Origin of the sequence: Streptomyces sp. NPDC013157 (assembly GCF_042899865.1) — a bacterium.
Lineage (GTDB): Bacteria > Actinomycetota > Actinomycetes > Streptomycetales > Streptomycetaceae > Streptomyces.
Window position 1 is genome coordinate 642,977 of record NZ_JBIBAK010000001.1, and the last position, 22,236, is coordinate 665,212.

The following is a 22,236-nucleotide window of genomic DNA, read 5'->3' on the forward strand; positions in this document are numbered from 1 at the left end:
TCGGGCACCCTTCGGCTCCGCGGATCTCCGGCTTCCCCCCGCGATGCCCTTCCATGTATCCACAGAGGGCGCGCTCACGCCTCCCAGACTGCCGCCGCCGTACGGTCGTCGGCGTACCCCTTGACCCGGACCTGGGCGTCCGCGAGGAACGCGGCGAGGCCCGGCGGGGTGCGGCCGGACCAGCGTCGGGCCAGGTAGGCGCAGAGTGCGGGCTCGCCGCGCAGCGGGTCGGCGAGGCCGCCCGTGCACATCACGAGGGCATCACCCGGGCGGGCTACGGAGGCCCGGAACAGGAAGGGGTCGCGGGGCGGCTCGGGGGCCGGTTCGTAGGGGCTCGGCGGGGTCGGGATGCCGAGGTCCATGGTGAGCCGGTCGCCCGCCGGGGTCTCGGAGGGCAGCGAGCCGAAGCCGAGCACGGGTTCACCGGCGGTGTCGGTGTCGACGCGCGGTTCGATGTCCTGCCACTCGCCGCCCCTCAGCCGGAACAGGCCGCCCTCGCCGACCCCGAAGAAGACGCGGGTACGGCACTGGGGGTGGGCGGGGAGGAGGAGGCAGCGCAGGCTGGCCGCGTACTCCTCGGGGGCGATGCCCTGTTCGGCGGCGCTTGCGCGGAGCTTGCCGAGGCTGCGGTCGGTGAGCCGGTGCAGCCCGGACTTGAGGTCGCCGCGGCGGGCCGCCTGGATGTCCTCGGTGAGCCGCTGGTGGCTGCGGCCCACGGCCCGGGCGATCCACTCGCACAGCTCGGCGGCGGCCCGGTGCGCGCCGGGGGTGGCCCGGGCGCCGGTGGCCATCGCGACCAGGACCAGGGCCTGTTCGCCGGTCCCGAAGCGGGCGGTGAGCAGGGCGTCGCGGCGCGGTTCGCCCCGGTACCGGGCGGAGTCGCCGCGCTGCGAGACGGCCCGCAGGGTGCAGGCGCCGTACCGGGCACCGTCCAGGACGGTGTCGGCGACCAGGTCGTCGAGTTCGTCGGGGTCGGCGGGGGGCAGGGCGGTGGGCTCGGCGTCGTAGGTGGGCGGTCCGGAGCCGACGTAGTCCACGGAGGAGGCCGAGGCGGCGGCCGGGACGGGCAGGGCGGCCGAGGTGTCCGGGGTTTCCGCGACGGCAGCGGCTGGACGCGGCGGCGCGGGCAGGTCGGGGCGGGGCGCGGGGTAGAGGTCCGCCGGGGCGTCGTCGTCCGCCTCCAGCAGCTCCTGGTCCTCCTCGTCCCACGGCCAGGTCTTCTTCGCAGCGGCCCTGATGTCCTCGGCCGGGGCGGCCGGGGCGGCGGGTGCCCGCTGGGCCGGCACGGTCGGCGGTGGCGGCTCGTCCTCCGGTTCCACGGTGACGCCCCGCCGTCCCCCCACCGTCTTCTTCGCCGAGGCGAAGCGGTCGTCCAGGGAATCGGGTGCGGCCGTGGGTCCGGTGTCCTCGGTGGAGTCGTCGTACAACTGCCCCCACCAGTCGTCCTCATGACGGGTGGGCCTACCCCCTGGCTGGCTCATGCCCCTAATTGTCCACCGCACGGGCCGGATGAAAACGGGGCATCGGGAAAATCCCGCACACGCCCCCGCTTCGAACGGCATGACGAGGGACATCCTGAACACCCGTACGAGGAAAGGGGATCGCCGACACGCGCGGGACGGACGGTACGGACGACACACACGAGAGGCGATTGACGAAAGTCAACGGGGAGCGACCGAAGTGCAGCGGCTGCGGGGGATGACACGTGTGAGTCGCCGGGTGGTCCCACCCCCCACGGGAGAACCACCCGGCGACACCGGAGTGACCGGCCCCAGATCCCCTGCGCGTACGCGCGTCATGGTGCCGGTCACCGTTCGCACGGCCGAACGCCACGGCGCCGGCCGGAAGGCCAGATTGTGACGGCTCTTCCTGATGGTCAGCTGTGAATGGCGCATCGGTTTTCCGTGCGAAGGTGCTGCGGTGACGTGATCTTGGCAGAGTGACCCGCGGTACGGCGATGATGTGCAGCGGCGGGTTCGCGCCGTGGCCGGTTCCCGCCACACCACCGGGCTTCGAAGGAGGGAGGCGGGTCGATGCTGGCAGTGCTGGGGCTGGACGAACGGGACGAGTCGGCCTACCGGGCGCTGGTGTCCGCGGGCGCCGCCGACGTGCCCGGCCTGGCACGGCGTCTGACGCTGGCGGAGCCCGACACCGAGCGCGCGCTGCGCCGGCTGGAGCGGCACGGGCTGGCGGCCCGGTCCCCGGGGCGCCCGGAACGCTGGGTGGCGGCGCCGCCCGGGGTCGCGCTGGGCGCGCTGCTCACCCAGCAGCGGCACGAGCTGGAGAAGGCGGAGCTGACGGCGGCGCTGCTCGCGGAGGAGTACCGGGCGGCGGCCGCCGAGCCCGCGGTGCACGACCTGGTGGAGGTGGTGACCGGCGCCCCGGCGGTCGCCCGGCGGTTCCGGCAGCTCCAGCTCGGCGCCCTGGACGAGGTCTGCGCCCTGGTCACCGGCGACCCGGTGGTGGTCTCCGGACCGGATAACGACGCGGAGGAGCAGGCCGCCGGCCGGGGCGTGCGCTACCGGGTGGTGGTGGAGCGGCCGGCGCTCGCCCTGCCGGACGCCGTCCCGGAGTTGACGGCGGCGCTGGCCCGGGACGAGCAGGTGCGGGTGGTGGAGCGGGTGCCGACGAAGCTGGTCGTCGCCGACCGCGCGCTGGCGCTGGTCCCGCTCACCTCGCACGCCGCGGAACCCGCCGCCCTGGTGGTGCACGCCAGCGGCCTGCTGGAACTCCTCTGCGGCCTGTTCGAGTCGGTGTGGCGGGAGGCGCTGCCGCTGCGCCTCGGCGCGACCGGGGTGTTCGAGGAGGAGCCGGACGGCCCCGACGCCGCCGACCTGGAGGTGCTGTCGCTCCTGCTGGCGGGCCTGACCGACGCCAGCGTGGCCAAGCAGCTCGATGTGGGCCTGCGGACCGTGCAGCGCCGGGTGCGGCGGCTGATGGAGCTGGCCGGGGTGTCGACCCGCATGCAGCTGGGCTGGTACGCGTACGAGCGGGGCTGGGTGACCCGGAACTGACCTGCGCATCCTCCCGCCGTCCGGCACTCTGGGCAGATGGGAGCAGGGGAACTCCTGCTGGTCGGCCTGGTGCTGGTGCTCGGCCTGTGCGGGGTACTGGTGCCCGGGGTGCCGGGGACCGGGCTGGTGTGGGCCGCCGTGCTGTGGTGGGCGCTGTACGACCCGCGCCCGGTGGCCTGGACGGTCCTGGTCGGGGCGACCCTGGTGCTGCTGGTGGCGCTGGTGGTCCGCTGGGTCCTGCCCCCGCGCCGGCTCCGGGCGAGCGGTGCCACCCCCAGGATGGGCGTGTACGCCGGAACCGGCGCCGTCCTCGGCTTCGTCCTGCTCCCCGTCCTCGGTGCGATCCCCGGCTTCATGGCCGGGATCTACCTGCACGAACGCCTCCGTCTCGGCCGCGGTGCCGAGGCGCGGGCCGCCCTGCGCACCGCGATGAACGCGGGCGGCTCCAGCGTCCTGGCCGAGTTGCTCGGCTGCCTGCTCGTCGCGGCCGGCTGGCTGACCGCGGTGATCTGGGCCGGCTGAGTGCTCAGAGCAGGTCGGCGAGCGGGACGGCGTCGGCGAGGGCGCGCGTGCCGGTGTCGTTGAAGTGCAGGTGGTCGCCGGGGTCGTAGGCGGGCAGGATGCGGCCGGGCTGCTGCGGATCACGTACGACGGCGTCGAAGTCGACGTACGCGTCGAAGACGTGTCCGGTGCGGATCAGCGCGTTCACCCGCTGCCGTACGGCCTCGCGGGCGGCGGTGTACGCGCTGTACCCCTCGTACGGGGTGAGGGTCGCGCCCACCACCCGGATCCCCCGCTCGTGGGCACGGGCCACGATGGTCCGGTAGGCCTGGACGAGCTCGGCGGGGTCCGTGGTCTCCGGGGTGCCCTTGATGTCGTTGATCCCTTCGAGGACCACCAGGGTCCGGACCCCGCTGCGGTCCAGCCCGTCGGCGTCCAGGCGGCTGAGGGCCGCCGGTCCTCCGGTGCCGTCGAGCAGCAGCCGGTTGCCGGAGATGCCGGCGTTGAGGACGCCGACCCGAAAGGACCGCAGCCGCTCCGCGAGGCGGTCGGGCCAGCGGTGGTTGGCGTCCATGCTGGTGCCGTTGCCGTCGGTGAGGGAGTCGCCGAGGGCGACCACGGTGCCGCGGGTCACGGCCTGCACGTCGACGCCGGTGACGTAGTACCAGTGGCCGGTGGTGCGGGTGTAGGCGCCGCCGTCCTCGTCGTCGGCCCGCCCGGCGCCGTCCTCGGCGAGGTAGCTCGTCCGGAGCGCGACCCGGTGGTAGGTGGCGGGCCCGGAGTCGCCCGGGGTCTCGACGCTGACCAGCAGGTCGGCGGCGGCCGGGACGGCGAGCGGCACCGGGTCGCTGACCAGGTCCTGCCCGACGGGTACGACGGCGGTGCCGGCGCCCGCGAAGGTGGCGGCGCGCATGGAGCCGGGTACGGCGGCCGGGCCGCCGCCCTGCCGGAGGGCGACGGTGACGGCCCCGAGCCGGAGCGGGGCGCTGCCCAGCCGGTTGCTGACCCGCACCCGCACCTCGCTGCCGCCGACGCTCAGGTGAACGACGTTGCGGTACGCGGCGCCGGGCACCGCCGGTTCGGTACCGGACGGCGCAGCCTCCCAGCTCCCCGCCCACAGCGAGGGCTCCGGATCGGCACCGGCCCGCCCGCTCACCCCCATCACCGACAGCAACGCCACCACGAGCACTCGCCCGACCTTGCCCATCCTCACCTGCCCTTCCGAGACCTACAGGAGGGGAAAGTGACATACGGGCGGTGCCCTGGACAGCAACTCGGCCACGAGACCACCCGGGTGGCGGAGCGAGGGGTGGGGACCGGAGGGGGCAGCCGCGGTGGTCGTCTGTTTTCTGTCCGGGTGGGGGGTGAGGCGGACGGATGGGGGCGGTTGTTCTGTGACTGCGGGTGGGTGGGGGCTGGTCGCGCAGTTCCTCCCCCGGCCTTCGGCCGGGGGTACCCCCAGCGCCCCTGGCGGGGCGCTGCCCAGCCGTGTCCTGCACACCTAGCCGCGGGCAGTCGTGCCGCTGGGGCGGCACGGGCGGGCGCGGGCGGTGCCCGGGAAGCGCCGGTAGGCGTCCCCACCCCCCGCCCCGGCCGGCGTCAGGCTCTCGGCGCTGCTTCCAGCAGCAGGTGCCGGGCGGCGTACGAGCGCCAGGGCCGCCACTCGTCCGGTGCGTCGGGGCCGGGCAGGCCGGGCAGCGTGACGTCGGGGTCGGCGAGGGCGCGGACGCGGATGGTGGCGATGATCGCCGGGTCCATCCCGGGCAGGGCCCGCAGCGCGGCCTCCGCCTCGTCCCGGTCGGCGCCCGGGTCCAGCCGTAGCGTCCCGTCGGCGAGCGCCGCGGCAAGCGCGCCGAGCCTGCCGTCGGGCTCCGCTCCCGCGAGCACCGCGGGCTCGGGGAAGAGGTGGGTGGGGCCGCCGGACGGAGCGTCGAGCGCCCTGCCGTACCGCCGTACCAGCCGCGCGGCGCCCGCGGTGCCGACGAGAGCCCGTACCGCGGCCTCGGCCGGGTCCGCGGCGCCGGGTGACCGCAGCCCCGGCCGGGCGGCGACCAGCGGAGCGAGCCGCGGGTCCTCGGCGAGCCGTTCGTCGACGGCGTACGGATCGGCGTCGAGGTCGAACAGCCGGCGCAGCCGCTGTACGGCGGTGGTCAGGTCGCGCGGGTCGGTGAGGCGCAGCCGGGCTTCGAGCCAGCCGCCGGGGTGGGCGCCGAGGCCCGTACCGGTCGCGCGGGTCGTGCCGGTCCGCTCCTCGACGGCGACGACGGCATGGCCGTACGGCAGCCGCAGGGTACGGCGGTAGGTACGCGTGCCGGCGGTGCCCGTGATCTCCTCCACGCCGGGCACCGCCTCGTGTTCCAGCAGGTCGAAGACGGGGCCGGCCTGGTACGGGCCGCGGTGGGCGAGCCGCAGCGGGATCCCGGCGGCCGGGGAGCCGCGCCGTGCGCCCCGGCCGCCCGGCGCGGCCCCGCGCAGCCCGCTCGGGGTGGTGGCGTACACGGCGCGGACGGTGTCGTTGAACTGCCGGACGCTGGCGAAACCGCTCGCGAACGCGATCTCCGTGATCGGCAGCTCGGTGGTCTGGAGCAGCGTGCGCGCGGTGTGCGCCCGCTGGGCCCGGGCGAGAGCGACCGGGCCGGCGCCCAACTCGGCGGTGAGCTGCCGCTGCACCTGGCGTGCGCTGTAGCCGAGCCGGTCGGCGAGCCCGCCGACGCCCTCGCGGTCCACCACGCCGTCGCCGATCAGCCGTACGGCGCGGCCGACGACATCGGCACGGACGTTCCACTCGGCGGAACCGGGGACCGCGTCCGGGCGGCACCGGCGGCAGGCCCGGAACCCGGAGCCCTGTGCGGCGGCCGCGGTGGGGAAGAAGCGGACGTTGCGCCGCTTCGGGGTGACGGCGGGGCAGCTGGGCCGGCAGTAGATGCCGGTGGTCTCGACGGCGAAGAAGAACGCCCCGTCGAACCGGGCGTCCCGGCTGCGGACCGCCTCGTACCTGGTGTCCTCGTCCATCACGTCGTCAAGTGTGGGTGATGGCGAGGGCCGGGGCTGGCGGGAATCGGACGTGGTGCCTGCCGGTGGGGACGTGTCCGTGACGGGCGTGGGGAACTGGGCTGCGCGACCGGCCCCCCACACTCCCGCAGTCAGGCCCCTACCGCCACCTCCCCCGCTTCGCCTCCATCGCCGCCTTCCCCTCCGCGCCCCTCTTCTTCCAGTCCTTCTTCATCTCGGCCCGGAGCCGCGCGTCGGTCTTCGCGACGATCCACTGGTTCTCCCGCATCAGCTTGCGGTAGCTCTCCAGTCGGCGTACGGGCAGTTCACCCGCCTCCACCGCGGAGCGCACCGCGCATCCCGGCTCGCTCTCGTGTTCGCAGTCGGAGAACCGGCAGCCCTCCGCCAGTTCCTCGATCTCGGCGAACACCTGCCCGACGCCGGTCTCTGCGTCGTACAGCCCCACGCCCCGCAGTCCGGGCGTGTCGATCAGCACGCCCCCGCCCGGGAGCGCGAGGAGGTTGCGGGTGGTGGTGGTGTGGCGGCCCTTGCCGTCGACGTCCCGGGCGGCCCGGACGTCCATCACGTCCTCCCCGAGGAGCGCGTTGGCGAGGGTGGACTTGCCGGCGCCGGACTGGCCGAGCAGCACCGAGGTACCGGAGCCGACGAGGGCGACCAGCACGTCCAGGCCGTCACCCGCGTGCGCGCTGACCGTCAGGACCGGCACGCCCGGGGCCGTCGTCTCCACGTCCTGGACGAGGTGCGCGAGGGTCACCTGGTCCGGGACCAGGTCGGCCTTGGTGAGGACCACGACCGGCTGCGCCCCGGACTCCCAGGCCAGTGCCAGGAACCGTTCGATGCGGCCGAGGTCGAGTTCGACGGCGAGGGACACCGCGACGACCGCGTGGTCGACGTTGGCGGCGAGGATCTGCCCCTCGGACCGCTTGGAGGAGGTGGAGCGCACGAAGGCGGTACGGCGCGGCAGACACGCGCGTACGTAACGGGGGTTGCCGCCGGGTTCCACGGCGACCCAGTCGCCGGTGCACACGACGCGCATCGGATCGTGCGGGGTGACGAAGGCGGTGTCGGCGCGCAGCGGCCCGCCGGCGGTGACGACGTCGCACTGCCCGCGGTCGACCCGGACGACCCGTCCGGCGAGCAGTCCTTCGGCGTCGTGGGGGGCGAACTCCTTCGCCCAGGTCTCGTCCCAGCCGTAGGGAGCGAGCGCGGAGAAAACAGCAGAGCTGGAAGTCAAGGGTGACCCTTCACAGGGGCGGCCCCGGGAAGCCGAGAGGTCAGCCGGTGGCCGCGGAGGTGGAATGGATGAACTTCTGGTCGCGGGCAGCGCACATCGCAACGACAGCCATCGGTCAACACCTCCCTGATCGAGCCGAGTCACCCGCGGCACCCGGGGGTGGCCGCTCCAACGCCACGAACCTTAGAAGCTGTGCGCACCGCGCCGCCACCGAATTACGGCGCGGCGTCGGGAGGTTCCTTCGCGACCGGCTCCGGGTGCCTCGCGGACGGTGTCGTACCGGGCACGGATTGATTGCGGCCAGGGCTTTCCGCCACGACGGGCGACAGGCCCCGGGATCATGACCGCCATGAGCAGAGACCGGTACGTCGACTTCCTGCGCGCGTGGGCGATCGTGCTGGTGGTGCTCGGCCACTGGCTGATCACCGCCCTGGTCCGGGAGCCCGACGGGCGGATCGTCGCCCCGGAGCTGCTGGCGGTCGTGCCCTGGACCCAGTGGCTGACCCTCGGGTTCCAGATCATGCCGCTGTTCTTCCTGGCCGGGGGCCATGCCGCGGGTGGTTCCTGGGCGCGGGCCCGGGCGGAAGGGGGGACGCCCGCGGGGTGGCTCGGGCGGCGGGCGCTGCGGCTGCTGCTGCCGGTGGCCGTCTACAGCGGTGCGGTGCTGCTCGCCGTCGGCGTCTGCACGGCGGCCGGCGTGGACGCGGACACGCTGGCGCTGGTGGGATGGGCGATGGCGATGCAGTTCTGGTTCCTGCCGGTGTATCTGCTGCTCAGCGCCCTGACACCGCCGCTGTACGCGGCACACCTGCGGTGGGGACCGCGCGTCCCGCCGGTCCTGGGGGCGGTCGCCCTGGTGACCGACGCCCTCGTGGTTGCCGTGCACACGCCCTATGTCGGACTGCTGGACTACGTGCTCGTGTGGGGTGTCGCCTACCAACTGGGCTTCTGCTGGCGGGACGGTCGGCTGACCGGCCGTCGGCTCGTGCCGCTCGTGATGGCGGCGGGCGGCGGACTGGCCTTCGCCGCGCTCGTGGCCCTCGGGCCGTTCCCGGTCAGCCTGATCCTGGTGACCGGTCAGAGTCCCAGCAACACCGATCCGCCGTCCGCCGCGATGCTGGCGTGGGTGGTAGCCCAGGTCGGCGTCAGCCTCCTCGCCGCGCCGCCGGTGCGGCGGCTGCTGGACCGCGAGCGGGTGTGGCGGGTGGTCCGCCCCGTGGGCGCGGCCAGCATGACGCTGTATCTGTGGCACATGCTGCCGGTGCTGATCGCCGCCGCCGCGTTCTACCTCACCGGCCTCGCGCCCGAGCCGACGCTCGGGTCCGCAGCGTGGTGGGGGCTGCGCGTGCCCTGGCTGCTGGTGCTCGGCGCCGTCCTGGCCTGCGTCGTCTTCGCGCTGCGGCCGCTGGAACGCGGGCTGGGCGTGCTGTACGGGCGGACCGTGCCGGACGCGGGGCTGCGCCGTGCGTGGCCGCTGTGGGCCGGGCTGGCCCTGGACGTCGCCGCTCTGGGCCGCTTCGCCGTGCGGGGTTTCGCGCCGGACGGCCGGTTCCCCGTGCTGCCCGCCCTGGGCCTGGCCGTGGGCACGGTGTTGGTGGGGCTTCCGCGGTGGGCGGCCGTGGACCGCCTCGGGCAGCCCGAGGCAACGCGCGCTCGGGACCGGGTCTGAGGCTGTGCTACGGTTGCGATGTTGCAGTTGTGGTACCCATGAACCTATGTGCGCCTGACGGGAATGTTTCTCCTGCAGGCGCATTAGTTGTTTTACCGGCATCTCCGGATGGGGCCTCTGCCTACAGATCGGAGAAGGTCATGGCACAGGGAACCGTGAAGTGGTTCAACGCCGAAAAGGGTTTCGGCTTCATCCAGCAGGACGGCGGCGGCCCGGACGTGTTCGCCCACTACTCGAACATCCAGTCCCAGGGCTTCCGTGAGCTCCAGGAGGGCCAGCGGGTCTCCTTCGACGTCACGCAGGGCCAGAAGGGCCCGCAGGCGGAGAACATCGTCCCCGCCTGATCATCGGACGCGTCTCCACGCGTATCCACTCGCCGGGGTCCGTATCGTCAAGGTGCGGACCCCGGTTTGTGCTGTTCCAGGAAGGCAGACAGCCGCATGTCCCGCAGGCCCCAGAAGCCGAACAGGCGCACCTCGTCGTCCACGTCCTCCGCGGTGTCCCCGCCGTCCGGGGCGTCGGCGCGTGAGTTCCGGCTGCCGGAGAACACGACACCCGGGCTTCCCGCCGTCGAGGACTTCGCAGCCCTGGACATGCCCGCGGCGCTGCTGAAGACCCTGACCGCGCAGGGGGTGACCACCCCGTTCCCCATCCAGGCCGCGACGCTGCCCAACTCGCTCGCCGGCCGTGACCTGCTGGGACGGGGACGCACCGGCTCCGGCAAGACCCTCGCGTTCGGGCTGGCGCTCCTCGCCCGTACGGCGGGGCTGCGCGCGCAGCCCAAGGCACCCCTCGCGCTCGTGCTGGTGCCCACCCGTGAGCTCGCCCAGCAGGTGACGGACGCGCTGACCCCCTACGCGACGGCGGTGAACCTCCGGGTGGCCACGGTCGTCGGCGGACTGTCGATCACCAAGCAGGCCGCCACCCTCCGGCGCGGCGCCGAGGTGGTCGTCGCGAGTCCCGGCCGGCTCAACGACCTCGTGGAACGCGGGGACTGCACACTCGGCGACGTCCGCATCACGGTGCTGGACGAGGCCGACCAGATGACCGACATGGGCTTCCTGCCGCAGATCACCAAGCTGATCCAGCAGGTACGGCCCGACGGACAGCGGCTGCTCTTCTCGGCCACCCTCGACCGCAACATCGACCGCCTGGTGCAGCGGTTCCTGACCGACCCCGTGGTGCACTCCGTGGACCCGTCCGCCGGGGCGGTCACCACCATGGAGCACCACGTGCTCCACGTCCAGGACGAGACCGACAAGAAGGCCGTCACCACGCGCATCGCGGCCCGCGACGGCCGGGTCATCCTCTTCCTCGACACCAAGAGATCCGCCGACCGGCTCACCAAGCGGCTCCTTGCCGTCGGCGTCCGCGCGGCGGCGCTGCACGGCGGCCGCTCCCAGCCGCAGCGCAACCGCACGCTGGAGCAGTTCAGGAACGGCCATGTCACCGCTCTGGTGGCGACGAACGTCGCGGCCCGGGGCATACACATCGACGACCTCGACCTCGTCGTGAACGTCGATCCGCCGACCGACCACAAGGACTACGTCCACCGGGGCGGCCGTACGGCCCGCGCCGGGGGCTCGGGCAGCGTGGTCACGCTGGTCCTGCCCGAGCAGAAGCGGGACGTCACCCGGCTCATGTCGGACGCGGGCATCCGCCCCCGCACGGCCCGCATCGCGTCGGGCGACGCCGAGCTGACGACCCTCACCGGCGCCCGCGAGCCCTCCGGTGTGCCCGTCGTCATCGAGATCCCCCAGCCGCCGGCGTCCCGCCCGGACCAGAAGACCGACCCCAAGCCGGGCAGGCGCTCCGCCCGCCGACGCCGAAGCGCTGGCACCGGAACGGCCACGGGTACGGCCACGGGCGGACGAGCTGGCACGCCCGCGGCGGACGGCCGCTCCGCCCGCCGCAAGGGGACCGCCGGGGCCACGGGGGACGCCGCGGGAGCGGGTGGCCGTGGTGCAGCCGGCACGAGCGGTCGCGGTTCCGCCGGCGCGGGCAACAGCCGTGGTGCCGAGCGCCGGGCCGCATCCGGTGGGTCTGCCGGCGGCGCGGCCGGCCGCGGTTCCGACCGCCGAGCCGCTGCCGGTACCACCACCGGCACCGCATCAGACAAGGACGACCGCGGCTCCCGGCGGCGCACGCCCTCCGGCGGGGCCGCCGGCACGAGCGGCCACGGCTCCGGCCGCCGAGGGGGCCGCCGCACCACGGCCACCTGAGCGCTCCGCCGGAAGTGCCGCGCATGCCGTCAGTCGACTGCGGCGCCATCGCGGCTGGTCGCGCAGTTCCCCGCGCCGGCCATGTCGCGGCGCGCATCGAGCGGACCGGCACCTGTCGCGCCCTGAAGGGGCGCGGGGAACTGCGCGGCCCGCCCCCACCGGCCCGCATCCGGAATCCGGCCGGACCACGCCCGCATCGACGCCCTACGTCCCTCCCACGAACGGCCCGGGTATCTCCCCGGACCCCCGCCGGATCAGCCGGGTAGGCATGACCACCGTGCGCGGTGGTGAGATGTCGCCGTGGATGCGGGCGAACAGCAGGTGTGCCGCGCTGGTCGCGAGGGCCACCGGGTCCTGGGCGATCACGGTGACGGGCGGGGTCAGCCGGGCGGCGAGCTCGAAGTCGTCGAAGGCGACGAAGGCGAGATCGCCGGGGGCCGCGGTCAGGGCGCCGAAGGCGAGCAGTTCGTTGCCGGCGAGGAGGGCCGTCGGGGGGTCGGGCAGTGAAAGCATTCCGGTGACGGCCGCAGCCGCCTCGGGCCCGGTGCGCACGGCGTCCCTGACCAGCGCCGGGTCGGCGGCGATGCCCGCGGCTGCCAGCGCCGCGAGATAGCCCCGCCGCCGTTCGCCGAACGTCCAGATCTTCGGCGTGTCGCCGAGGTAGCCGATCCTGCGGTGGCCGTGTGCCACCAGCTGCTCCACGGCCCCCCGCACCGCGCCGAAGTTGTCGACCACCACGGCGTCCACGTCCAGACCGAGTGCCGCCCGGTCCACGCAGACGATCTTGGTGCCCTGTGCCTGCGCGGGACGCAGGAAGCGGTGGCTGCCGGCGGCCGGGGTGAGGATCAGTCCGTCGACACGGCGGGCGGTGAACGCGGCGATCACCTCGCGTTCGCGGCGCAGGTCGGCGCGGCTGGAGCCGATGAGCATGATGCTGCCGCGCTGCCGGGCGACGTCCTCCGCGGCGGAGGCGACCGCGGCCATGAAGGGGTCGGTCACGTCGTCCACCAACAGGCCTATGATCTGGCTCAGTTCATGGGTGCGGCGCAACTGACGTGCCACGTCGTCGCGTTGGTAGCCGAGTTTGCGGACCGCGGCCTCCACCCGCGCGGCGGTCCGCGGGGCGACGGCCGAATCGCCGTTGACGACGCGGGACACCGTCATCGTGCTGACGCCCGCTTCCGCGGCAACGTCCTTCATGGTCGGCCGGGTGGCTGCCACGCCACGTCCTCCAGCTGCGTCACGTTTGAGCGTCGACTCGTTAACGTTACCAACTCGCACGCGTATCAACGCCCTTGCAAACAGCGGGAGATGAGACGCGACATACGCGCTCGGCGACCGGCTGCACCACCCTTGACACCCCGCTGTGGGCGCCCCAAGAATCAGCCAAGCTGTTAACGATACCAACCAGAAGGCACAACATGGCCTCTGCAAGGGAACCACTGCTCACCGCACATGGGGTGGTCAAGCGTTTCGGCCACGTCCAGGCGCTCTCGGGCGCCGATTTCACGGCATACCCCGGCGAGGTCGTCGCCCTCATCGGTGACAACGGTGCCGGCAAGTCCACTCTGGTGAACGTCCTGTCGGGCGTGCTCACCCCCGACGCCGGCGAGGTCCGCCTGGACGGTGCGCCGGTGCGGTTCTCCGGTCCGATGGACGCCCAGCGGCAGGGCGTGGAAACCGTCTACCAGGACCTGTCGCTCGCGCCCGACCTGGACGCGGCGGCCAACCTCTACCTCGGCCGGGAGATCGTGCGCGGGGGGCTGCTCGGACGCCTCGGCGTGCTCGACCGGCCCGCGATGCGCCGGGAGGCGGTCAAGGCCTTCGCTGAACTCGGCGTGGAGCTGAAGGATGTGACGGCCGCTGTGACAACGTTGTCGGGCGGGCAGCGGCAGTCGGTCGCGGTGGCCCGTGCCGTCGCCTTCGCCCACAAGGTCATCTTCATGGACGAGCCGACCGCCGCACTGGGCGTCGTCCAGCGCGCCCGGGTCCTGGAGACCGTGCGCAGGGTCGCCGACCGGGGCATCTGCGTCGTGCTGATCAGCCACAACATGCCCGAGGTGCTGTCGGTCGCGGACCGGGTGGAGGTGCTGCGGCTGGGCCGGCGGGTCGCGTCGTACACCGCCGCCGACACGACGATCGAGGAGCTGGTCGGGGCGATGACGGGCTCGCTGGACGGGGCGAACGGGACCCGGGAGAACGGGACCGGGAAAGCGGAGGGCGCACGATGACGGCGCAGAGCGAGAAGGCCCCGGCGGCCGTGGGCGGCCGGTCCGCGGTGCCCGACTGGGTGCGCCGCGCGGCAACACTCAACGAACTGTGGACCTTTGTCATCCTGATGGCGCTGGTCCTGTTCTTCACGATCGCGGCGCCGGGCAAGTTCTTCACCACGTACGACATCACCCAGATCGCCGTGAACGCGGCCATCTACCTGGTGCTCGGCGTCGGCATGACGTTCGTGATCATCACGGCGGGCATCGATCTGTCGATCGGCTCGGTGCTGGTGCTGGCCGCGGTGGCGGCGGGCGAGTACAACATCCATCACGGCGGGGCGACTTCGGGCTGGGGCACGGTCGCGTTCTGTGTCGTCATCGCGCTGGCGGTGGGCACGGCGTGGGGTGCGCTGCAGGGCGCGGTGGTGGCGACCGGCAAGGTGCCGCCGCTGATCGTGACGCTTGGCGGGCTCGGCGCGGCGCTGGGGATCGCCGAACTCGCCACCGGCGGCCAGGACCCGGCTGGGGCGGCCTCCACGCATCTGCAGAACAGCCTCGGTTTCGGCAAGGTGGCCGGCATCCCCTGGATGGTGATCCTGGCGGCCGTGGTGACCACGATCTTCGGCGCGGTGCTGGCCGGCACCCGGTTCGGCGAGCACACCCTCGCCATCGGGTCCAACCCGACCGCCGTCAGGCGGGCGGGCATTCCGGTGGGCCGGCAACTGGTCAAGGTCTACGGGCTGATGGGGCTGCTGGCCGGGCTCGGCGCGGTGATGTGGCTGGCCTCGTACGGCACGACGTCGATCGCCGGGCACTCGACCGACAACCTCAAGGTGATCACCGCGGTGGTCCTCGGCGGTACCAGCCTGTTCGGCGGGCGGGGTTCGGTGCTGGGCACGGTGATCGGTGTGTTCATCCCGGCGGTGCTGACCACCGGGCTGATCGTGATCGGCGTCCAGCAGTACTGGCAGGACGTGGCGGTGGGCGTGGTGCTGGTCGTGGCCGTCTACGTCGACCAGCTGCGCAGGAAGACCCGGGAACGCGCATGACTAGGGAGGATTCTGTGATGAGGAACGTTCGCAGCAGGCGCCGGTTGCTGGTCGCGGTGGGCACGGTCCTGGCCCTCGGTGCGGGGGCCTCGGCCTGCGGTTCGTCCGACGACGGCGGCGGCTCGGGGAGTTCGGGCAGCGCCAAGGGCAAGAAGGTCCGGCTGATCACCGGCGTGAAGAGCGACCCCTTCTACATCACCATGACCTGTGCCGCGCAGGCGGAGGCCAAGGCCAAGGGGATGGACTTCACGGCCGACGGTTCCGCGCAGTGGGACGTGTCGGTGCAGCGGCCGCTGCTCGACTCGGTGGCCGCGTCCCGGCCCGACGGGCTGCTGATCTCGCCGGTCGACACCAGCGCGCTGACGCCGTCGCTCAAGCAGATCCAGTCGGCGGGCACCAAGGTGGCGCTGGTGGACACGACGGTGACCGACACGTCGATCGGCATCACCCGGATCTCGTCGGACAACGAGAAGGGCGGCCGGGTCGCCGCCGACGCGCTGGCCAAGCTGATGAAGGAGAAGGGCTCGGTCATCGTCATCAGCGTCAAGCCCGGTGTGTCGACGACCGACGCGCGGATCAAGGGCTTCACCGAGGAGATGGGCAAGTACCCGGACATCAAGGTGCTGCCCACGCTCTACGACAACGACCTGCCGGCCACCGCGGCCTCCCAGATCCAGTCGACGCTCGCCGCGCATCCGGATCTCGGCGGGGTGTTCGCGGGCAACACCAACACCGGTCAGGGCATCGCCACCGGTCTGAAGCAGGCCGGCAAGGAGGGCGCGGTGAAGGTGGCCGCGTTCGACGCCGAGCCCGACGAGATAGCCTCCCTGAAGGCGGGCACCCTCCAGGTGCTGGTCGCCCAGGACCCGGCGGCGATCGGACGGCAGGCGGTGGACCAGCTCGCCGACGCCTTCGAGGGCAAGTCGGTCAGCAAGTCGATCGGCACGAACATGGTGGCGATCACCAAGGACAACATGAACGAGCCGTCGGTCAGCAAGTACTTCTACAAGTCGCAGTGCTGAGCGGGAGTTCGGCAGAACCGGCCTGACGTACGGTCAGCGGCCGGGCGGACCCACCCTCTTGGGTCCTCCCGGCCGCCGGTCGTGCGGGCGGCCCGGCTCAGTTCAGCGAGCAGGACGCGCCGTTCAGCGTGAAGGCGTACGGCGCCGAGTTGCTGCCGCTCCAGGTGCCGAGGAAGCCGAAGGACAGGGTGCCGTTCGCGGCGACCGACTGGTTGTAGTCGGCGGCGTCGGCGGTGACCCGGCCGCCGCTCTGGCTGACGGTCGCGTCCCACATCTGGGTGACCTTCTGGCCGTCCCGGAAGGACCACTGGACCCGCCAGCCGGTCAGGGCCTGGGTGGTGGTGACGGTGACGGTGGACTGGAAGCCGTCGGTCCACTGGTTGACCAGGTCGTAGGAGACCTGGCAGCCGGCCGCCGCGTGAGCGGTGGGGCCGGCGGAGGCGGTGCCGTGGTGGCCGGTGCTCGCCGTGGCCGAGGAGGTGCCCTGGGGCTCCGGGTCGGGGTTCTTGTGGCCCGGCTTCCCGGCGGTGGCCGAGGAGGAGGGGGCCGCGGAGGCGGACGCGGTGTGCGTGGCGGTCGGGTCGGCCGACGGGACGGCGGCGGTGGGGTCGGCGACGGGCTGACGGTCGTCGTGGGAGGCGGTGACCGTGTCGTCGCCGGAGCCGTCGCCCATCGGCATCATCGACACGCCGAGCGCCACCAGCGAGATCAGCACCGCCGCGCCGAGCAGACCGTGCCGCAGCACCTTGCCCCGCCCGCCGCTCTCCTTGGGTTCGCCGCCATCGTTGTCGGCGGTGGCCGGGCGGCCCGCGCCGAGCCGCACCTCGGCGGCGCGCCGACGGCGCTCCAGGTAGGCGAGGCCGCCCCAGCCGATGACCCCGCCGGCGAGCGCCGCGGGCAGTCCGCCGCCGTGCAGCCGCAGACAGGCGGCGGCCTCGGCGCACTGCACACAGGTGGCGAGGTGCCGGGAGAGGTCATCGGGCGTGTCGGCCGCCGAGGACCGGGTGACGGCGTCGAGGAGCCGGGCGTAGCTGCGGCACTCGGCTTCCATCGGCGTGTCGAGGTGGGCGCGGTGGCAGCGGTCGCGGAAGAGTCCGCGCACCTGCTCCAGCTCCTGGGTGACGACGGCCTGGTCGAGACCGAGCCGCCGCGCCACGGAGGACAGCGGCAGCGCCTCCACCTCGGCCAGCCACAGCAGCGAGGCGTCCGCCTCCTGCATGTCGCGCAGGCCGCGCAGCGCGACGGGCCGCTGCAGCGGCGGACCCGTGTAGCGCGTGGCCTTCTCCGAGTTGAGCCACAGCCGCAGGTCCGGATCGAGCTTGTGCCCCAGCCCCCCGGCCTCCCAGGTGGCGGCCGTGTTGCGCACGGCGGTGAGCAGCAGTGGGATCATCGGAAGCCGGGCGGCGCGCCGCCCGGAGCTGCGGACCGGCGCGAAGTCCGCCTCACGGGCCTCACGCATGCCGAGCGTGAAGGCCTCGGTGGCCAGCTGATTGGCCGTCAGAGAGCCGGACGTGCACAGGTCGGCGTAGGAGAGCACCGCGTCCCAGCATTCGGAGAACAGCGCTGCCTCGGCGGCGTCCTGAGGGGTCGGCAGGTCGGGCATGGGTCTCCTGCATCCAAAGCGAGGTCAACTCACCGTATCGGCAACGGAGTTGGGGGGAACCTCGCGGCAGGCCCAGAGCCTTTCACGTCTCCTGCACAACTGACAAGCGGCATATTCAAAACCGGTTACCGGTGGTCGTGCCACGGATTCTCCCCGTCACACCCATACCACCGGCCCCCGGTCTCACGTCAACCACTGTGCCGGCCGCCCGGAGAACACCTTCGTGTCCGCCGTGACCCACAACTCCGGCCCCTAGTACGGACAGCGACCGCGTTTCGACTCACCGTTCCCGTAAGTCACTTGCGCGCCCGCCCGGCCGAGCCCCGGGCCGCCCTGTGCCTCACACCTCCGCCGGCGCCTCCGCGGGCAGGCTGTCCATGAAGGAACTGACGGAGAAGACGGCGCGGCCGGGTCCGGGCGGGCCGTAGCCGGGGGGCGAGGAGAGGCCGAAGTCCTCCATCGTCTGCCGGTAGGCCTGCAGCAGCCGGATGTGGTACTCCAGCGGGGCGCCCTGGGGGTTGGCCTTGCCGAGCGGGGTGGTCGGCTCCGGGCACCAGGTGGTGAAGCGGGGCGTGATGCCCTGCGACATGAAGAAGCGGAGCCCCTCGGTGGTGGACGCGATCGCCTCGTCGACGGTCTTGAACCCGAACGGCTCGGCCATCTCCACGCCGGCCACGAAGTTGGGGATCACGTTCCGGGCGCCGAAGATCTCGGCGGAGTCCAGGATCCGCTTGTGCCACTCGTCCCGGCCGACGTACCGCTCCTTGCCCGGGCAGTACATCTTGAACAGGTACTCGTCCCACACCTCGTAGTTGGGGTGGTAGATCTGCACGCCGTAGTCCTTGAACCGCTGCACGTCGTCCCGCGGCAGCGCCTGGGCCACGACCTTGCCGATCCACCGGCCCGGGAACCGCTCCTCGATGGCCTTGGCGTAGTGGCCGTAGAAGTCGGCCTCGTCACGCCCGGAGACGGTCTTGGTGATCGCGCCGCCGGTCAGCGTGTAGGCGGTGGACGTCCTGGCGGTGTCGTACCGGTCGATGATCTCCAGGGCTTCGAGGACCTCCTCGACGTCCTTCACGCCCGTGTACGGCCGCCCGGCCGCCTTGTGCTGGCGCCAGTTGTGGTTGATGTCGCAGTACTGGCACTCCTCCTTGGCGCCGAAGTACTGGCAGACCCGGAAGACGGTGAGGTAGATCAGGTAGCCCCACTGGATGGTCGGGGCGACCTCCATCACGGACTTCCCGTTGGCGAGCTTGTGCCGGTAGTACTCCGGCATGGGCGGCACCCCGACGTCGGCGATCCGCTTCCCGTCGAGGTAGAGCCCGAGCATGCCCTCCTCGTCCGCGGCCACCCGGTACGGGGAGGCCGGGTTCACCCGCACGGACACCACGGTCCGCCGCAGGTCGTACGGCCCGCCGGTGAGGATGATCTCCTCCGGCGGCCGGCGCAGCGCGGCCTCGCCCAGCTCGGGCAGGGTGCCGTGGTCGAAGGAGAAGATGAAGTACGACTTCGGCTTGACCTCGCCGCTCTCGTTGTCGCTCAGCGCGGACGGGTCGAAGGCCACACCGCCCCGGAGCAGGTCCTCCTTGAAGACGGCTTCCCGAGGTACCTGCGGGAACCTCTCCATCAGATCCTCGACCAGCGCGGTACGGCTGCCCATCCCGTGTCTCCTCCCGGCTCAGGCGTTCAGCTCCTCACGGTATGCCCCCGCCTCGCCGTCAGCCGTGCCGGGTCCCCTCTCGGCGCGCGATGTGTCCCGGTACGGGGGTGTCCGGGTGCAGTGCGGGATCCGTCACCGGCGCGCCCCAGGCCGAGACCAGCGGCAGGACGCCGGCCCACAGCCCCCGTTCCGCGTCCGGTCCGTCGCCGTCCTCCGGAGCTCCGGTGCGGATCTTGACGGAGGCCTCTTCCAGGGAGAGGGCGAGGAGAGTGGTGGCGGCCAGCTCCCTGCGGTTCGGCTGCCGGGCGTACGACCACTGGCCCGGGGCCGTGTGTTCGGTGAGGAGGCGCAGCCCCGTCAGTTTCTCCTCGGGGTCGGTCACCTTGCGGGCGGCGCCGTGGATCACCGCGCTGCGGTAGTTGACGCCGTGCCCGAAGACGGACCGCGCCAGCACCAGGCCGTCGACGTGGGTGACCGTGACGCACACCGGGGTCCCGCCCGCGAGGCTGCGGCTGGCGACCGAGCCGTGCAGGTACAGCTGCCGCTCGTCCCGCCCGTACACCGTCGGCACGACCAGCGGACGCCCTTCGACCACCACCCCGAGATGGCAGACGAACCCGGCGTCGAGAATCGCCTCCAGATCGGCCCGGTCGAGGCTGCCCTGCTCGCGGAGCCGGCGATGGCGGGTGAGGTCGGTCGCCGGAAGGCGCGGGGACAGCGGATCGGGGGTCATACCCGCACGCTACCGATATCGCGGCATCATGGCCATACCGTCAACGTTTACAGCAATGATCAACGCTTGTGGCAACGAAATCCGTAGACCGCGCTCCGGTCGCTCAGCCGCCGGCAGCCCGCCGTGTCGACTCCCGCAGCACCACGTGCGTCCCCAGCACCAGATGCTGCCCGTCCGGCAGCTCGTCGCGGTGCAGGGCGAGGCGGACGGCGGCGCGGCCCAGTTCCTCCTGGGGTACGTGGACCGTGGTGAGTGCCGGGTAGACGTCCCGGGCGACCGGGATGTCGTCGTAACCGGCCACGGCGACGTCGTCGGGGATGCGGCGGCCCGACTCCCGCAGGGCCTGGATCACGCCGGTGGCGATCATGTCGGTGGCCGCGAAGACCGCGGTGAAACCGCGTCCGGAGGCGAGGAGTTCACGGGTCGCCTGGTAGCCGTAGGAGCGGGAGAAGACGCCGTCGAGGACGAGGTCCGGGTCCGGGGCGAGGCCGAGGAGTCCGTGGGCGCGGGTGAAACCGGCGATGCGCTGGGCGCTGGTGGACAGGCCCGGGACCCGGCCGAGGTAGGCGATGCGCCGGTGGCCGCCGGAGAGGAGGTGACCGGTGAGCGCGAAGGCACCCCCCTCGTTGTCGTAGTCGACGACCGTGGCCGGGACGCCGGGGCCGAGCGGCGGGCGGCCGACCAGGACCAGCCGGGATCCGGACCGGTCCAGGGCGTGCGCGAAGTGGGTCATGCGGTCGTGGTAGGCCCTGTCCGCAAGGGCGCCGCCCACCACGATCACCGCGTCGGCCCGCTGCTCCCGCATGGTCTCCACGACGGCGAGGATGCGGCGCGGGTCGCCGTGCGTGGTGCACAGCATGCACAGCCGGCCCTCCGCCGAGGCCTGCTCCTCGACCCCGCGGGCGATGTGCGCGTAGAAGGGGCCGGTGACGTCGTCGACGACGAAGGCGACCGTGTTGTTGGTGGCGCCGCCGAGGGCGCGGGCGTGCGCGTTGACCACGTAGTCCAGCTCGCGCATGGCCTTCAGGACCTTGGCGCGGGTGGCGGCGGCCACCGGGTAGGTGCCGCCGAGGACCCGGGAGACGGTCGACGCGGAGACCCCGGCCCGCGCGGCCACGTCCCGTACCGTCGAGGCGTCCCCGTTCGGCGCCGGCTGTGTCCGCTTCGCCACCGCTCGGCTCCCCTTCGTCATGTGTTCAGGTCACCCTACGAGACGGCCGGGGTGCCCGGCGGACCGCCCGTCACGCGGCCCGCTCCAGGGCCGACTGGTCGACGGTGTGCAGGAGACCGACACCGGTCAGCAGTCGGCCGGCCTCCTCCACGACGGTGAGGCCGAGCCGTGCCACCTCGTTGCCCTGCGAGCCGGCCAGGTGCGGGGTGAGGAAGGCGTTGGGGAGGTCGAAGAGCGGGGAGTCGGCGGGCAGCGGCTCCGGGTCGGTCACGTCGAGGATCGCGGTCAGGCGGCCGGTGCGCAGCTCCGCGATCAGGGCGTCGTGGTCGAGGAGGGAGCCGCGCGCGGTGTTGATCAGTACCGATCCGTCCGGCATCAGGCCGAGTTCGCGGGCGCCGAGGAGATGCCGGGTCTCCGGGGTCTGGGGGGCGTGCACGCTGACGATGTCCGAGGTGCGCAGCAGGTCGTCGAGAAGCAGCAGGGGGACGCCGAGCCGGGCGGCCTCCGTCTCGTCCACGTAGGGGTCGGCGAGGGTGACCGACAGGTCGTACGGTCGCAGGAGTTCGACGAGGCGGCGGCCGATGCGGGAGGCGCCGACGATGCCGACCCGGCGGTGGAAGTTGCCGATGCCGGGGACGATGTCGCCGTACGGGAAGGTGCGGCGGGTGCGCAGCAGGTCGCGGAAGGCGAAGACGTCCTTCCCGGCGAGCAGGATCATCGCGAGGGTGTACTCGGCGACCGGCAGCGCGTTGGCGGCGGCGGCCGAGGAGACGACGATGCCCCGCCGCCACACCTCGGGCGTGGTGAAGCCCTTGACCGAGCCGGCCGCGTGCAGCACCGCCCGCAGTTTCGGCGCCGCGTCCAGGGCGGCCGTGTCCAGGACCGGGCAGCCCCAGCCGGTGACCAGGACCTCGGTGCGGGCGAGCGTCTCCCGTACCCGGGGATCGGCGAAGTCGTGCACCACCAGAGTGGGATCGATTTCTACGCACTCGCGCAGTCGCGCCAGTACCTCCGGCGGGAAGATGTGCGGCACGTTCTGGGCTGTCATGGCGAACACTGCCTGGGGACGCTCGGGCAAGGAAGTGACCTTCCGGCTCGGTGACGCGCGGATAGCAACCGGTCTCTACCGTAGG

The 22,236-nt window shown here is 72.9% G+C and carries 18 protein-coding genes; 8 read left to right on the forward strand and 10 right to left on the reverse strand.

Translation table 11 applies throughout. The features are described 5' to 3' along the window. Positions 1 to 74: 74 nt before the first annotated feature. Complete coding sequence (locus tag ACFY6U_RS02950) at positions 75 to 1,481, reverse strand: protein phosphatase 2C domain-containing protein (RefSeq protein ID WP_390034765.1); 1,407 nt, start codon at positions 1,479 to 1,481, stop codon at positions 75 to 77. Positions 1,482 to 2,033: 552 nt separating this feature from the next. Here ACFY6U_RS02950 and ACFY6U_RS02955 point away from each other — a divergent pair. Further along, a complete protein-coding gene (locus tag ACFY6U_RS02955; RefSeq protein WP_390034766.1) occupies positions 2,034 to 3,014 on the forward strand; it encodes a helix-turn-helix domain-containing protein in 981 nt (326 codons plus the stop codon). Between the two features lie 36 nt (positions 3,015 to 3,050). Next, positions 3,051 to 3,536 carry a DUF456 domain-containing protein gene (locus tag ACFY6U_RS02960; RefSeq protein ID WP_390034767.1) on the forward strand — a complete coding sequence of 162 codons (486 nt, stop codon included), beginning with the start codon at positions 3,051 to 3,053 and terminating at the stop codon, positions 3,534 to 3,536. 4 nt (positions 3,537 to 3,540) lie between these two features. On the opposite strand, the gene ACFY6U_RS02965 is transcribed toward ACFY6U_RS02960, so the two are convergent. The 3 genes from ACFY6U_RS02965 to rsgA all read right to left on the reverse strand — a co-directional run bounded on the left by ACFY6U_RS02965 (position 3,541) and on the right by rsgA (position 7,761). Beyond that, a complete protein-coding gene (locus ACFY6U_RS02965; protein ID WP_390034768.1) occupies positions 3,541 to 4,722 on the reverse strand; it encodes an SGNH/GDSL hydrolase family protein in 1,182 nt (393 codons plus the stop codon). 392 nt (positions 4,723 to 5,114) lie between these two features. Then, the gene (locus ACFY6U_RS02970; RefSeq protein ID WP_390035190.1) at positions 5,115 to 6,527 is read right to left on the reverse strand and encodes an AlkA N-terminal domain-containing protein; all 1,413 of its coding nucleotides are present in this window, start codon (positions 6,525 to 6,527) and stop codon (positions 5,115 to 5,117) included. 139 nt (positions 6,528 to 6,666) lie between these two features. Beyond that, positions 6,667 to 7,761: a ribosome small subunit-dependent GTPase A gene (rsgA, locus tag ACFY6U_RS02975; RefSeq protein WP_390034769.1), complete on the reverse strand. Its 1,095-nt coding sequence runs from the start codon at positions 7,759 to 7,761 to the stop codon at positions 6,667 to 6,669. A gap of 349 nt (positions 7,762 to 8,110) precedes the next feature. Between rsgA and ACFY6U_RS02980 the strand changes: the two genes are divergently transcribed. From ACFY6U_RS02980 to ACFY6U_RS02990, 3 genes are all read left to right on the forward strand, one after another. After that, complete coding sequence (locus tag ACFY6U_RS02980) at positions 8,111 to 9,430, forward strand: acyltransferase (protein WP_390034770.1); 1,320 nt, start codon at positions 8,111 to 8,113, stop codon at positions 9,428 to 9,430. 140 nt (positions 9,431 to 9,570) lie between these two features. After that, a complete protein-coding gene (locus ACFY6U_RS02985) occupies positions 9,571 to 9,774 on the forward strand; it encodes a cold-shock protein (protein ID WP_016578941.1) in 204 nt (67 codons plus the stop codon). Between the two features lie 96 nt (positions 9,775 to 9,870). Further along, positions 9,871 to 11,652: a DEAD/DEAH box helicase gene (locus ACFY6U_RS02990; protein ID WP_390034771.1), complete on the forward strand. Its 1,782-nt coding sequence runs from the start codon at positions 9,871 to 9,873 to the stop codon at positions 11,650 to 11,652. Between the two features lie 204 nt (positions 11,653 to 11,856). On the opposite strand, the gene ACFY6U_RS02995 is transcribed toward ACFY6U_RS02990, so the two are convergent. After that, a complete protein-coding gene (locus ACFY6U_RS02995; protein ID WP_390034772.1) occupies positions 11,857 to 12,873 on the reverse strand; it encodes a LacI family DNA-binding transcriptional regulator in 1,017 nt (338 codons plus the stop codon). Positions 12,874 to 13,073: 200 nt separating this feature from the next. Between ACFY6U_RS02995 and ACFY6U_RS03000 the strand changes: the two genes are divergently transcribed. The 3 genes from ACFY6U_RS03000 to ACFY6U_RS03010 are packed head-to-tail and all read left to right on the forward strand — an operon-like array spanning position 13,074 to position 15,936. Next, a complete protein-coding gene (locus tag ACFY6U_RS03000) occupies positions 13,074 to 13,883 on the forward strand; it encodes an ATP-binding cassette domain-containing protein (RefSeq protein WP_390034773.1) in 810 nt (269 codons plus the stop codon). Then, positions 13,880 to 14,914 carry an ABC transporter permease gene (locus ACFY6U_RS03005; protein ID WP_390034774.1) on the forward strand — a complete coding sequence of 345 codons (1,035 nt, stop codon included), beginning with the start codon at positions 13,880 to 13,882 and terminating at the stop codon, positions 14,912 to 14,914. The genes ACFY6U_RS03000 and ACFY6U_RS03005 overlap by 4 nt, the downstream gene beginning before the upstream one ends. 17 nt (positions 14,915 to 14,931) lie before the next feature. Next, positions 14,932 to 15,936, forward strand: coding sequence for an ABC transporter substrate-binding protein (locus ACFY6U_RS03010; protein ID WP_390034775.1), 1,005 nt, complete (start codon positions 14,932 to 14,934; stop codon positions 15,934 to 15,936). Between the two features lie 97 nt (positions 15,937 to 16,033). Here the strand turns inward: ACFY6U_RS03010 and ACFY6U_RS03015 are convergent, their stop codons facing one another. The 5 genes from ACFY6U_RS03015 to ACFY6U_RS03035 all read right to left on the reverse strand — a co-directional run bounded on the left by ACFY6U_RS03015 (position 16,034) and on the right by ACFY6U_RS03035 (position 22,181). Then, on the reverse strand, positions 16,034 to 17,539 hold the full coding sequence (locus ACFY6U_RS03015; protein WP_390034776.1) for a cellulose-binding domain-containing protein: 1,506 nt from the start codon (positions 17,537 to 17,539) through the stop codon (positions 16,034 to 16,036). Between the two features lie 340 nt (positions 17,540 to 17,879). After that, positions 17,880 to 19,199, reverse strand: a complete 1,320-nt coding sequence (locus ACFY6U_RS03020; RefSeq protein WP_390034777.1) for a radical SAM protein — start codon at positions 19,197 to 19,199, stop codon at positions 17,880 to 17,882. 58 nt (positions 19,200 to 19,257) lie between these two features. Next, a complete protein-coding gene (locus tag ACFY6U_RS03025) occupies positions 19,258 to 19,932 on the reverse strand; it encodes a pyridoxamine 5'-phosphate oxidase family protein (RefSeq protein WP_390034778.1) in 675 nt (224 codons plus the stop codon). 103 nt (positions 19,933 to 20,035) lie between these two features. Next, entirely contained in the window at positions 20,036 to 21,103 is a 1,068-nt protein-coding gene (locus ACFY6U_RS03030) for a LacI family DNA-binding transcriptional regulator (protein ID WP_390034779.1), read from the reverse strand. Between the two features lie 70 nt (positions 21,104 to 21,173). Then, on the reverse strand, positions 21,174 to 22,181 hold the full coding sequence (locus ACFY6U_RS03035) for a hydroxyacid dehydrogenase (RefSeq protein ID WP_390034780.1): 1,008 nt from the start codon (positions 22,179 to 22,181) through the stop codon (positions 21,174 to 21,176). Between the last annotated feature and the right edge of the window lie 55 nt (positions 22,182 to 22,236).